This is a genomic window from Kitasatospora sp. NPDC096140, assembly GCF_040303045.1.
Taxonomy (GTDB): Bacteria; Actinomycetota; Actinomycetes; order Streptomycetales; family Streptomycetaceae; genus Kitasatospora.
Genome location: NZ_JBEOUW010000054.1, coordinates 1 through 13,595, shown reverse-complemented (window position 1 = coordinate 13,595; position 13,595 = coordinate 1). Strand labels below are relative to the sequence as shown.

Sequence of the window (13,595 nt, the reverse complement as noted above, 5' to 3'; positions counted from 1 at the left end):
ATGCACCAGCTCGAACTCCCCGCCCTGCGCTCCGACGACCCGCTCGGCTTCCTCGCCGCCCTCGGCATCCTCGAACTCACCACCGCTACCCTGCCCACCGAGCCGTACCTCCACTGGAAGGGCCCCGCCGGCGCAGCCGTCCTCACCACCGACCAGCCCCTCACCCTCGACACCCTCACCGAGCTCCTCGCCAGCCGCCTTCCGCCCAAGCCCGCCAAGACGGCCCGCACAACCGGGAACCCCGCTGATGCCGCCGAGACGGAGGACAGCGAGGCCGAGGACGCCGATGCGGCCGGCACGGAGGGGGAAGTCTGGGACTCCTTCCCGCACGTTCCCGGACTCCTGACCCGACCACGGGAGGACGCCACCGCCCCCAACGAAGCCCTGCGCATGCGCGTCGACGCCGCGCACCAGACGCTGCGCGAACTCGCCCGCTCCGAACGCGAGACGGGCGACCACCAGGCCCGCTGGTTCGCGTCCCTGACCAACGTCATGTGCTTCGAAGACACCAAACCCAAGACCGGCAAGAACGACCCGGAACCCGAGGAAGAACCGGGCTCCGCCACGGTGCGGCGCACCCCCGTCACCCCGCTGATCGCCGCCGCCGGCCAGATGACCATCACCGGCCTGATGCAGAAAGCCGTCCTCGGCTGCCACAAGGACCCACGGCAGATCCGCTCGGCCCTGGACGGCTGGCGCCGCATCCCCGACTACGCCTCCGCCAACTTCGACCACCGCTCCCTCGGCGACGCCCACACCAACTCCGAAGGCAAGCCCTACCAACGCGGAGCCCCCGGCCCCACCTGGCTCGCCCTCCACGCCCTCGCCACCTTCCGCCTCACCGCCACCGGCCGCACCCAAGCCGCCACCAGCTGGGACACCACCGACAACCGCGGCGCCCTACGCTGGCCCGCCTGGACACCCCCACTCACCACCACCGACGTGACCGTCCTCCTGGAACACCCCGCCGTCCGCGCCACCGAACCCGGCACCAACCGCAACGCCGGCATGCTGACCAACCTCGGCGTCACCGCCCTCTACACCGCACCCCGAACCGGCCTCAAACAATCCAACGGCCCCCTCGCCGCCAGCCGCCACCTCTGGCCCTAAAACCCCACCGCCAACCACGCCCCAACGCCCGGTCCTTGACAACTCCATAGCGCCGACAAACAAAACGAGACCCGACCGACCACGACTTCGGAACCCCAAGCACACACGAAGACACCCCACCGCACCGAAGCAACAAGTCCGAATTGCCCCGAAGGACGCCCCCTCAGACACAGCAACTGACCCGCCGAACGAACGAACCAGCAGCTCAACTACCGTCGCTCCGCACCATCCCGGTGCGGCACCGTCGCAGCCAGTTGCCGGCGTCGGGGGTGTAGTAGCCGGTGAGGGTCGCTCCGCACCATCCCGGTGCGGCACCGTCGCAGCAAGCTGACGAAGAAGTTCAGCGTCCTGGAGGACAAGTCGCTCCGCACCGTTCCCGTGCGGCACCATCGCAGCGCGGGGTCCCCGGCCCAGGGATCCGGACGTCCTACGTCGCTTCGCACCATCCCGGTGCGGCACCATCGCAGGCACTCTGCGGCCGAGGCCTTCGAGAGGTCTGGCCGGCGTTGCTCCGCACCATCCCGGTGCGGCACCATCGCAGCCTGCTCGGGGAAACCGGCTTCGTCCCGCACCCGCCCGTCGCGCCGCACCATCCCGATGCGGCACCATCACAGCGGCGCGCACACGCCTGACGACGCCGAGCGCCTCCGCTGTCCCTCCGCGCCGGTGCGGCACCATCGGAGCATGGTCCGCCCACGCCTCATCCGAGATGTGCTAGCGCGGGTTCCTCCGCGCCGCTCCAGCGCGGCACCATCGCAGAGCGAATATGCCGCGTAGGGTGATGCCAGCCGTCTGGCGCCCCTCCGTACCCGCCTGGTGCGGCACCATCACAGCCAGGTCACGGTCGGCGCCGGCCCGACCTGGACCAACGCCCCTCGGCACCAGCCTGGTGCGGCAACATCGCGGCCCGATCGCCCTTGCTGGCAGGGCCCCCTCCATCACCGTCGCTCCGCACCATTCTGGTGCGGCACCATCGCAGCGACCTGCCGTGGATCGGTGGCCTCATCGACCAACTCGTCGCTCCGCACCATCCCAGTGCGGTACCATCACAGGTCCTTGGGCTTCATGTCTTTGACCGGGACGAAGGCTGGTTCCTCCGCACCTTCTTGGTGCGGCACCATCGGAGCCTGGCCACCTCGGGGCACACCGACCAGCCCGTCCTGGTTTCGGGCCCCACTGGTGCGGCACCACCCAGCTGGCCGGCTATCAGGCCGGGCGCGCCTCCGCACCACTTCGGTGCGGCACCATCGCAGCACGAGGGCAATCAGCATGGGCGACACGTTCGCCCCGGTCGCTCCGCACCATCCCGGTGCGGCATCATCGCAGCTTGTACTCGTGCGCTTCATCCATAAAGACGTAGTCGCATTCCTCCGCACTATCCGCGTGCGGCACCATCGCAGCCCGATACCGCCCTTGGTGACCTGCTTGATTGCCCGCGTCGCTTCGCACCGTCCCGGTACGGCACTATCGCAGCCATTCGTTGGCCGTGTAGACCTTGGTCGGGTCGACGTCGCTCCGTACCATCCCGGTGCGGCACCATCGCAGCTTCTACGACATCCTCGTCCCGACAGCCCGGCACTGGTCGCTCCGCACCATCGCAGCGACGGCGTCGCGTACCTGCGCCTCCGCTCCGCCAGGTCGCTCCGCATCATCCCGTGCGGCACCATCGCAGCGATGCGGTCTCACTGTCGTCGGTGAGTGGCGAGTCGCATCGCTCCGCACCGTTCCGGTGCGGCACCATCGCAGCCGGTATGCCACCGCCCCCTCGACGTGGATGAATGAAGTCGCTCCGCACCACCCTGGTGCGGCACCGTCGCAGCGTCGCCGCCTCGGCACAGCCCGGCAAGGAGGACCTGTCACTCCGCACCATCCCGATGCGGCAGCATCGCAGCGTCGACGAGACCGCCCCGCAGATCACCCTGCTGGCCCGGTCTCTCCGTGCCGTCCCGGTGCGGCACCATCGCAGCACGTCCTGGTGCTCGTCGTCACCCGATACACTCCGGGGTCGCTCCGCACCATCCCGGTGCGGCACCGTCGCAGCCTCCCGCTGTCTGTCTGCGAGATCGACGCCGACCGGTCGCTCCGCCACCATCCGCGTCACTCTGTCCCGGCGCGCACCGTCGCAGCCACAGGTACAGCTTCGGCTTGACCGCGACCTCGATCGTCACTCCGCCCCCTCCCGGTGCGGCACCATCGCAGTGAGTCTGACCTCGCGACGCGCTGCACCAGCCATCCCTGTCGCTCCGCACCACCTCGGTGCGGCACCATCGCAGCGCAGACCATGCGTTCATGGGCTTGGACGCCGGCACATCCCTCCACCCCTTCCCGGTGTCATACCATCACCGCGTGAAGGTCCACCAGGGCGACTGCTCTCTCGGTCGTTGCTCCGCGCCCTCCCAGCACGGCGCCATCGCAGCAGGTCCGCGCAGGCCGCGCACGGGTCCGGGTCCTGGTCCTAGTCGCTCCGCACCACTCCGGTGCAGCACGAGCGCAGCACGCGGGCCGAGGTCCTGTCGGCCGTCGCCGACACCGTGTCTCCGCAACCGCACTGGTGCGGCACCATCGCAGCTACCCGGCCAGTACCAGCTCAATGGGAGATCCGACGGTCGCCATCCCGGTGCGGCACCATCGCTGCTCCAACTGCTCCAGTGCTCCGCGCACCGTCTCGTAGTCGCTAGTCGCTCCACACCGTCCGGGGTACGGCACCATCGAAGCAGGTAGCGGTAGCGGTCCTCGCTGTCGGCCTTCAGGGTCGCTCCACACCGTCCCGGTGCGGCATCGTCGCAGGCCCACCTTCGACCCCGTCCCCGCCCTGGTCGGGACCAGTCGCTCCACATCATCCTGGTGCGGCACCATCGCAGCAGCACGCCCGTCAGCCGCCGCCGTTGCGCCACGTCGTCGCTCCGCACCATTCCAGTGCGGCACCATCGCAGCGCCGACGAGACTGGCATGCGCTGGGGTGAGTACACCGTCGCTCCGCACCATTCCGATGTGGCACCATCGAAGCAACAAGTGCCAGGCCGTTGCCTATGCCTACCTGGCCTCCCTCCGCACCGTCCCGTTGCGGCACCATCGCAGCGCGTTGAGGAGGATCGATTCCAGCGGCGCGGTGCCGTAGTCGCTCCGCACCATCCCGGTGCAGCACCATCGAAGTAGCGGTGCAATCTTTCGCGGGGTGGCCAGTTGGCCGTCGCTCCGTACCATCCCGGTGCGGCTCCATCGCAGCTACGCGGCTGCCGGCGCGTTCACCGCCCCCTACTTCGTCGCTCCGCACTATCCCGGTGCGGCACTATCGCAGCTTGATCGACACGGCCCTGATGCATCACACCATGTGGGTCGCTCCGTACCGTCCCGGTGCGGCACCATCGCAGCTTGAACTCGTGGCTCTCGTCGATGAAGGCGTAGTCGAATCGCTCCGCACCATTCTGGTGCGCCACCAGCGCAGCAATGGCGTCGGCCTCGATGTCCGGGCCGCTCGCCTGATGCCTCCGCACCACTTCGGTGCGGCACCATCGCAGGCAGTCCTCACCGCAGACGGGCGCCGACCGTGCCAACGTTCTTCCTCACCGGCCCCATCGCAGATCGAAGAGCGCGGGCGTTAGCGGCCTCAATTCGGAGCGGCTTCGAACCACTTCGGTGCGTCTCCATCGCAGTGCCTTGGCCTGCTCGCGCTTGCCCGCGAAGATCAGGGCTGCTCCGCACTCTCCCGGCGCGGCACCATCGCAGCAAGGGCGACCTTGGCGGCCTCGTCACCGCCGGCCGCGAGCCGCTCTGCACCATCCCGGTGCGGCACCATCGCAGGTGCTCTATCCACCCGAGGCAGCTGTGGCGCAACCAGCTTCGCTCCGCACCATCCCGGTGCGGCTCCATCGAAGCCTCGCCTGCTCGCTCCACGTGGTTGAGGCCCTCGCCCGCGTCTCCGCACCCGCCTGGCGCGGCACCGTCGCAGCATCGACCCTCACGGCGACTCGTCGTACCACGTCGCGACGCCTCCGCACCACTTCGGTGCGGCTCCATCCCAGCCAGTAGCCGCCGCGGCCCGGGCCGAGGGAGTGCAGCGTGCCTCCGCGCCACTTCAGTGCGGCACCATCGCAGTCAGACCGTAGCCTGCTTGACTGCGTCGCCGGGCTTCGGGCGCCTCCGCACCTCGCCGGGGCGGCGCCATCGCAGCGAAAAGCTCAAGACCGCGGTGAAGGGGCTGTTGGACGTCGCTCTGCACCATTCCGATGCGGCACCATCGCAGCTACCTGCGCATCAACGCCGTCAAGCAGGCCCAGGACTTCGCTCTGCACTATCCCGGGGCGGCATCATCACGGGATGGAGGTCACCGGGGCGACCGGAGGCCAGGTGGAAGTTGCTTCGCGCCACTTCGGTGCGGCACAACCGCAGCGTCCCCGCCAGCCTCGCTCTCGATATCGCGACCACGGGTGCCTCCGCACCACATCGGTGCGGCACCATCGCAGCGTGTATTTCACGGACACCACCGTTACCCTGCTGGGGTCGCTCCGCACCACCCCGGTGCGGCACCATCGCAGCTACAAGGGCCTGGCATCGAAGGTCCTTGCCGCGTACCTGTCGCTCCGCATCATCCCCGTGCAGCACCATTACGAGATCGGCGAGCACGACCTGCGGATGGGTATACCGAGTTCCACTCCTCTGTCCGCGGCTACCCACCAAGGGTGGCTGAGGGTCGTAGCGGAAGGGGAATCGGTGGGGACTTGTCGGGGACCACGCGTCGGTCACCATCGCCTCTGAGGTGCCTTTCGGTGAACGAACAGCGCGGGCTGTCTACCGGCTGACGTGCAGCGATGGTTATGGCCGGGCGACTGGGGGTCAAGCGGGTTCTGGGGCGCCAGTTGTGAGGTCTCCGGACGTGGTCGATGGTCCACGCCACCGCCCAACCCGCCTCGGCGATCGGTCCGGCAACAACGGCTCTATCCGCGCCCACTGCGCATTGGTCTACGACACACATCAACCAACGATCAGATGATCTACAGGAAGCGCCCGAGCCTGTGCCGTTGTCTCGGGGCTGGCGGCAGGTGTGGGGGAGCGGCGGAGGAAGGTCGTACCGTCGGGGCCGGCCGGTTCGAGTTCGATGGCGCGGCGTAGTTGTTCCATGCGTTGGGGCAGGGGGTGCCAGCCGGGTTCTGCGGCCATCTCGGTGTTGAGGTCGTGGATGGCGCGGGCGTAGGCGCGGGCGAGGCCGCGGAAGTGCAGGGGCAGGCCGGGGCGGGGGCGGCCGCTGGGGGCGATGCTGACCCACAGGGCGTCGGTGGTCTCGTTGGCCGGGCCGGTGGGTCGGGTGGGGTCGCGTGCGACGAGGTGGCTGCGGACGGTGAGCCAGTGGCGCATCGCGGCCCGGGTGGGGCCGGACAGGGTGACGGTCTCGGTGGTGGGCGTGGTGCGCGGGTTGCGGTGCTGGGGGAGGCGGGTGAGGCGGATCGTGCCGCGGTGCAGGTCGACGTCGTCCGTGCGCAGGACGCAGAGTTCGCCGGCGCGGCAGCCGGTGTCCAGCACGGTTCCGATGATCGCGAGGATCCGGCTGCGGGACTCGGACCGGCCGGGGCGGGCTGAGTGCTCCAGGTGGCCGAGGAGAACGCTGCGCGGGCGGGCGGCCACCACGGGCCGGAGCTCGACCCGCGGCGTGTCGCGCTCAGGGAGCGTGACGGTGATGCCGGCTCGGGCGCCGAGGATGCGGAGGCAGTCCTCCCGGACGCGCATGGATGCGGGTGAGGCTTGGCCCGGTCGTGCGGCGGGCTTGCGCCGCAGCAGGCCTCGCCCGGCGGCAGTGAGATAGGAGGCGAGGGTGTCCGGCGCGAGGAGCGTGGTGAGTGAGTCGGCGGCCGTGGGCACGATCGCGCCCCGCTCCAGGGCGGTGCGCAGTTCGCCGGCGACCCAGCGCAGTTGCTTCGCCCGGGACATGCCCGTCGGCGGTTCGCAGGCGCGCTCGACGAGGGCGTCCAGCGCCTCGACCGAGGGTGCTGCTGTCGTCGGGGCGTCCGCCATGAGGTCACCCTAGCGCCGGGTCGGGGCGGGTCGGCGGGTTCTTGCCGGCGGAGGGGTTCGGAACGCCTCGCAGGAGTCTCGGTTCTAATAACTGGCTTGAAGCAAGATCGTCGGTGGGCGCGCGGCCGGCATGGTGGCTGTGTTCTCCGGCCTTCCCCATTTCGGTGGTGACCGTCCTTCGGCGGCCGGCGAGGGGGCCGCGCCAGGGCATCCGCCGGATCTTGCGGCGGCGCCTGATGATGACTTCCGGACTCCGTGGGCACCCCGGTCAGTTCTGATGGACCGTCAGCAAACTCAGCATTGGGTCAGCATTGGTCCTGTCAGACGCTGTCGCGGAGGGTCGAACCGTGTCATGCGTCGAGTGCGGAAGCGAGTGCCGACGGGGGCGTTCGGGGGTGAGCGCAGGGGTACTTCGGGTCAGGGGTGTGGTGGCCGGGGCCGCCACACCCCCGATTGCCTGACGTGCAGGTCAGCGCGCGTTTCCGCGGGGCTTGAGGGGGATTCCCGGGAGCTCCGGGGCGGGCAGGCGGTCGCCCGGGTAGCCCTCGACGGCGCCGTAGCGGTCGGAGTTCGCGGAGCTCATCCACTCCTCGCGGGCTCGGGTAATGTCTTCGTGGGACCGCCCGATGAAGTTCCACCACATGACGATCTGCTCCTCGAAGGGCGTGCCGCCGAGGAGGACGGTGCGGGCGTCGGTGTCGCCGGTGTTGGTGAGGGTGACGGTGGTGGCGCCGGGGACGAGGTAGCCGAGGTCGGCGGGGTGGAGCGGGGTGTCGGCGAAGCGGACCTCGCCGGTGTCGACCAGGAGGCCGTGCTCGAAGGCGGGGTCGACGTCGAGGGTGACGGTGGCGTGCGGGCGCAGGGTGATCTCGGCGCCGAGCAGGGGGGTGAAGGTGGGGACGGGGGAGGTGTCCCCGGCGAGGGTGCCGAGGAAGACCCGGGCCTCGCCGCCGTCCAGGGCGACCGGGGCGGGCGCGTGGTGGTGGAAGGCGCGGCCGGTGTGCCGGTGCTCCTCGGGCAGGGCGACCCACAGCTGTACGCCGTGCAGGGTGGTGGTGGCCGGGGTGGAGACCTCGGAGTGGGCGATGCCGTGGCCGGAGGTCATCAGGTTCACCTCGCCCGGCCGGACGTGGGCGTGGATGCCGAGGCTGTCCCGGTGCTCGATCTCGCCGGTGAAGAGCCAGCTGACGGTCTGCAGGCCGGTGTGCGGGTGCGGGGCGACGTCCATGCCGCCGGTGTGGGCGACGTCGTCGGGGCCGTAGTGGTCGACGAAGCACCAGGCGCCGATCAGGGTGCGGGAGCGCTGCGGCAGCGTCCGACGCACTGTCATCGCGCGCGGACCGCCGAGCGGGACGTCCCTCGGGGGCAGGACCTCGACGCGCGGGTCGGCGGCGTGCGGGTCGATGAGGTCGGTCTCGGTGGTGCTCACGGTCGGGGTCCCTCCCAGGTGCAAGTAGTTCTAGATTCAACTATCATGCCATGGCAGAGTGACGGGTGACAACGATCGGCCAAGGAGTTCAGGTGAGTGACGTGACGGTGGTCCCGGCGGACCGGCGGGTGTTCATCGACAAGCAGAGCCCCCAGGCGTACAAGGCGCTCGTCGCGGCCGCCGAGGCGGCGCGCGAGGTGGCGGCGGAGGCCGGGCTGGACCGTCGGCTGGTGGAACTCGTCAACCTGCGGGTGTCGCAGATCAACGGCTGCGCCTACTGCCTGAACGTCCACACCAGGGCCGCGCTGCGCGAGGGCGAGACCACCCAGCGGCTGGGCGTGCTCCCGGCATGGCGCGACACCGAGGTGTTCGACGCGCGGGAGCGCGCCGCGCTTGCGCTGGCCGAGGCGACCACCAGCCCGGCGGACGCGGTCGTGCAGGAGGCCGCGTACGGCGTCGCGCGCGAGGTGTTCAGCGAGGCGGAGATCTCGGCGGTGGTGTGGGTGGCGATCACCATCAACTCGTTCAACCGGGTCTCCATCATGAGCAAGCACCCGGTCCGCCCGGCCCCGGCGCGGTAGCCGATCGGAGGGGGAAGGGCTCCGTCTTTCGGCGGAGGTCCTCCTTGGGCGGGTGTACAGCCGATTCCTCCTGGCGGTGGATGACCGATCGTCAGTTCGGGGGTGAGGCTGGGCGTCGAGGGCGGGCGGGTGCTCGCCGCGGGGTCAACTGGGGGGCGCATGAAGCAGGGTGGGGGACGTACGGCGTCGGGCGGGGCGCGCACGGTGCGGCGCACCGTTTCGGCGCTGGCGGCGACGGTCTGTCTGGCGCTGGCGGCGCCGGTCGCCTCGGCGGCGGCCGCCGGGCAGGACGACGGGTCGAACGGCGGCGAGCGGACCGCCGCCGACCGCCGGACGTCGGCGCTGCGGGCGGTGACCGGCGCGGGCGCGGTCTCCGCGATCGCCGAGGTCAGGGACCGGAACGGGGTCTGGCGCGGCGGATCGGGCGTCTCCGACCTGGCCACCGGCACGCCGGTCCGCACCGACGGGCGGTTCCGGGCCGGCAGCATCACCAAGGTGTTCACCGCCACCACCGTGCTCCAGCTGGTGGGGGAGGGCCGGATCGGCCTGGACGACCCGGTCGAGCGCCACCTTCCGGGCGCCGTCCCCGACGGCGCGCACATCACCGTGCGCCAACTGCTCAACCACACCTCCGGCCTCTGGGACCCGACCAACGAGAAGGGCGGGCTCTTCCCCGACCCGACCGACCCGGCGGCCGTCCGGACCTGGCTGGACCAGGGCGGCCTGACCCGGACGATCACCCCGGCGCAGGTGGTCGCGGCTTCGGTGGCGCACACGCCCGCCTTCCCGCCGGGCACCTCGTGGGGCTACTCCAACGTCAACTACACCCTGCTCGGCATGATCATCGAGCGGGTCACCGGGCACGGCTACGCCCAGGAGATCACCGCGCGCCTCCTGCGCCCGCTCGGCCTGACCGGGACGTACTTCCCGGGGACGGCCACCGACATCCGCGGCCCGCACGCGCACGGCTACCTGACGCTCGTCGAGGGCCCCGGCCCGGCGGACCGCAGCGACCGGGACGTGACCGTGCAGAGCGTCTCCTGGGCGAACTCGGCGGGCGAACTCGTCTCCACCCTGAGCGACCTGAACCGCTTCGAGCAGGCCCTGACCGGCGGGCGGCTGCTCCCGCCCGCGCTCATGAAGGAGATGACCACGACGGTCCCGATCGTGGTCGACGGCCAACCCACGGGACTGAGCTACGGGCTGGGACTGGCCCGGTGGCAGCTGTCCTGCGGGGTGGTCTACGGGCACGACGGCGGGGTCGCCGGGTACAGCTCGCAGCTGTGGAACTCGGGGGAGCGCCAGGTCGCGATGTCCGTCACCCCGCGCGGGGACGAGACCCAGCTCCAGGCGCAGGCGGTCGCGGGGTACGGCTTCCTGGAGCAGGCCTTCTGCGGCACCCGGTAACACCGTGGCGCCGTGACACCATGGCGCCGTGACACCGCTGGAGCCGCCTGCGGCTCGGTGGCGGAGAATGACCGGCGTGACGGACACGACACTCAACCTCTGGAAGCAGCAGCTCGGCCGGGTGCCCGACGGGCTGTGGGACCGCACCGACCTGACGGTGCTCATCCTCGCCGACACCGGGATCACCCAACTCCCGCCCGGGATCGGGAGGTTGACGGCGCTGCGCACCCTCGACCTCGGGCACAACCGGCTCGCCGCGCTCCCCGCGGAGCTGGGGAGCCTCACCGGGCTCGGCGACTTCCTCTACGTGCACGACAACGCGCTGACCGTCCTGCCGGACACCCTCGGCCGGCTCACCGCACTGCGCTACCTCAACGTCGGCGAGAACCGGCTCACCGAACTCCCCGCCACCATCGGAGAGATGGCCTCCCTGGTCGAGCTCCGTGCGCAGCACAACCGGCTCGGCACGCTGCCGGAGTCCATCGGCAGGCTCGGCGCGCTGCGCGAACTCTGGCTCCGCGGGAACGAGTTGACCGCGCTGCCGGAGTCCGTGGCCGGGCTCACCGAGCTGCGCGAGCTGGAACTCAGGGAGAACGCGCTCACCGAGATCCCGGCTGCGCTCGCCGGACTGCCGCTGCTGCGCCGCCTCGACCTGCGCGGCAACCGGATCACCGAACTGCCGCGCTGGCTGACCGAACCGGGCGAGTCGGGCGTGTCGGGCGGGTTGCCGGTGCCGCCCGGGTCTCCGATGCCGCCCGCGTTTCCCGCGTTGGAGAAGCTGGACCTGCGGTGGAACGAGGTGCGGCCGTCGCCGCAGGTGCTGGCCGCGCTCGCCGCGCGCGGGTGCGTCGTCCTGTACTGAGCGGGCCGCCGGTCGGGGCGGCCGGAAAAGATCTTGCGCTCGGCCACCGGCCTGCTACGGTGGATGACATGAAGCGCGCTGCACTCGTCACGACGACGCCGGAGAGAGTCCCGGCGCGCTGACTGCTGACCTAGTCCGAAGCCCCGGGGCGAGTGCCCCGGGGCTTCGTCGTTCCCGGCTCCACTCGCCCGCAGTCCCAGAGTGGAGACCAGAACCATGAACGCCCAGCCCGCGTACGACAACGCCGTACACCACAGCGCCGTGCACGACCACCCCGCGCACGACCACCGCAGGCTCGGCCGTGAGCTCGACCTGTTCGACACCGACCCGCTGATGGGCGCCGGCCTGCCGTACTGGCTGCCCGACGGCGCCGCGATCCGGCACACCCTGGAGGAGTTCATCCGCGGCCGTGAGCGCCGGGCCGGCTACCGCCACGTCTACTCCCCGGTGCTCGGCAAGCGCGAGCTGTACGAGATCTCCGGGCACTGGGCGCACTACCGCGAGGACATGTTCCCGCCCATGGAGCTGGGCTCGGAGGAGGTGGTGCTGCGGCCCAGCCTCTGCCCGCACCATGCCCTGATCTACCGCTCCCGTGCCCACAGCTACCGGGAACTACCGTTGCGGATGGCCGAGTTGGGCGGGATGTACCGCTCCGAGCCGTCCGGGGTGCTGGGCGGGCTGACCAGGGTCCGGGCGATCCAGCTGAACGACGCCCATGTGTTCTGCACCCCGGAGCAGGCCGCCGACGAGGCCGTCGCCGCACTGGAGTTGATCCGCGAGGCGCACCGGGCGCTCGGCATCGTGCCGGTCCGCTACCGCCTCTCGCTGCCCGGTGCGGGCGGCAAGTACGTTGCCGATCCGGCGCTCTGGGAGCGTGCCACCGCGCTGCTCACCGACGTGCTGGAGCGGTCCGGAGTGCCGTTCGAGGCGGCGGAGGGCGAGGCCGCGTTCTACGGGCCCAAGATCGACGTGCAGATCGCCGACGGCGCCGGGCGCGAGTTCACCCTCTCCACCGTCCAGATCGACTTCCACCAGCCCGAGCGGTTCAACCTGCACTACATCGGCCCGGACGGCGCCAAGCACCGCCCGGTGATGGTCCACCGCAGCGTGATCGGCAGCGTCGAACGGGTGGTCGCCCACCTGATCGAGCTGTACGGCGGCGCGTTCCCGGCCTGGCTGGCGCCCGTCCAGGTCGTGCTGCTGCCGATCTCCGACGCCGAACTGCCGCAGGCCGAACGGCTCCGGCAGCGCTGCCTCGACCTCGGGCTGCGGGCCGAGGTCGCCGGGCCCGAGCACGGAACCCTCGGTGCCCGGATCCGGGAGGCCAGGCTGGTGCCGTACCAGGCGGTGATCGGCGCCAAGGAGGCCGTGGACGACCGGGGCGCGCTGCGGCTTCGGGACGGCCGGCGGCTGGAGCCGCTGCCGGCGGAGGAGGCGTGGGCCCGGATCGGCGCGCTGGTCGCCGCCTGCGGTGCCGAGCTGTGGGAGGACGGTCCCGGGCGGTGAGCGGGCGGTGAGCGGGCCGTCGAGGACGCGGTGCCCGTCGGGCCGGTGGCGAACGTACGACTAGTGCGGCTCGCGGTGTGTCGGCCGGGCCGTGGGCGGCGGCCGCCCGTCGAATGGGCGCGGCGGCCGAGTCCACGGCCGCCGCTGTCCCCACCCGTACCGGAGGTATCCCGTGCGCATCCCGCGCAGGCTCGCCGCCCCCGCTCTCGCCGGCTCCCTCGCCCTCGCCGGGGCCGTCGCCGCCACCCCGGCCGGCTCGGCCCAACTCCGCCCGCTGCCCGTACCCGACGGCCGCTACTGCGCCGCCGTGCTCGGGCACGTTCCGGGCGCGGACGCGGCCTCGCCGGTCCTCGGGCGGGCCTGCGCACCGGACACCCTCGCCGACGCGCTCGCCGGGGCGGACGGCCTGACCCGCACGGCGGAGCGACCGGGCGACCGCGTGGTGCTGCTGGTGGAGGAGTAGCGGGCCGGGCCCGCCGGTCTGCCTCGACCGTCTGCCTGCCTGCTTGGCTGCCTGAGCGCCTCGGCCGGCTGGGCGCCTCGGCCGCCTTGGCCTCGGCCTGCCTCGGCCGCCGACCGCCGGGAGACGCCCGGCGGTCCCCGGCCGTCCAGGAAGGACCCGAGCCGGTTGGGCGCGTCCAGGAAGTCCAGCGCCGAGCGCGACGGCGGGGTGTCCACGACGATGAGGTCCCAC

At 71.4% G+C, this 13,595-nt stretch carries 8 protein-coding genes; 6 read left to right on the top strand and 2 right to left on the bottom strand.

Annotated features, from left to right (window positions below):
* Positions 1-1,110 (top strand): type I-G CRISPR-associated protein, Cas3-extension family, encoded by a 1,110-nt coding sequence (locus ABT048_RS36265; RefSeq protein ID WP_350525874.1) that lies wholly within the window; start codon positions 1-3, stop codon positions 1,108-1,110.
* A gap of 4,971 nt (positions 1,111-6,081) precedes the next feature.
* On the opposite strand, the gene ABT048_RS36260 is transcribed toward ABT048_RS36265, so the two are convergent.
* Positions 6,082-7,116, bottom strand: coding sequence for a tyrosine-type recombinase/integrase (locus ABT048_RS36260; protein ID WP_350525873.1), 1,035 nt, complete (start codon positions 7,114-7,116; stop codon positions 6,082-6,084).
* 469 nt (positions 7,117-7,585) lie between these two features.
* Positions 7,586-8,545, bottom strand: coding sequence for a pirin family protein (locus ABT048_RS36255; protein WP_350525872.1), 960 nt, complete (start codon positions 8,543-8,545; stop codon positions 7,586-7,588).
* A gap of 92 nt (positions 8,546-8,637) precedes the next feature.
* Between ABT048_RS36255 and ABT048_RS36250 the strand changes: the two genes are divergently transcribed.
* From ABT048_RS36250 to ABT048_RS36230, 5 genes are all read left to right on the top strand, one after another.
* Positions 8,638-9,126, top strand: a complete 489-nt coding sequence (locus tag ABT048_RS36250) for a carboxymuconolactone decarboxylase family protein (RefSeq protein ID WP_350525871.1) — start codon at positions 8,638-8,640, stop codon at positions 9,124-9,126.
* A gap of 204 nt (positions 9,127-9,330) precedes the next feature.
* Entirely contained in the window at positions 9,331-10,533 is a 1,203-nt protein-coding gene (locus ABT048_RS36245; RefSeq protein WP_350525869.1) for a serine hydrolase domain-containing protein, read from the top strand.
* A 76-nt stretch (positions 10,534-10,609) separates the two neighbouring features.
* Positions 10,610-11,395: a leucine-rich repeat domain-containing protein gene (locus ABT048_RS36240; protein WP_502894115.1), complete on the top strand. Its 786-nt coding sequence runs from the start codon at positions 10,610-10,612 to the stop codon at positions 11,393-11,395.
* A gap of 216 nt (positions 11,396-11,611) precedes the next feature.
* Positions 11,612-12,901, top strand: a complete 1,290-nt coding sequence (gene thrS, locus ABT048_RS36235) for a threonine--tRNA ligase (protein WP_350525867.1) — start codon at positions 11,612-11,614, stop codon at positions 12,899-12,901.
* Between the two features lie 172 nt (positions 12,902-13,073).
* Positions 13,074-13,364, top strand: a complete 291-nt coding sequence (locus tag ABT048_RS36230; protein ID WP_350525914.1) for a hypothetical protein — start codon at positions 13,074-13,076, stop codon at positions 13,362-13,364.
* The last annotated feature ends 231 nt before the right edge of the window (positions 13,365-13,595 follow it).

Excerpts from the sequence above, each read along its gene's own strand:
- ABT048_RS36265 (WP_350525874.1), top strand. The coding sequence starts at position 1 with ATGCACCAGCTCGAACTCCCCGCCCTGCGCTCCGACGACCCGCTCGGC.
- ABT048_RS36260 (WP_350525873.1), bottom strand. The coding sequence starts at position 7,116 with ATGGCGGACGCCCCGACGACAGCAGCACCCTCGGTCGAGGCGCTGGAC.
- thrS (WP_350525867.1), top strand. The coding sequence starts at position 11,612 with ATGAACGCCCAGCCCGCGTACGACAACGCCGTACACCACAGCGCCGTG.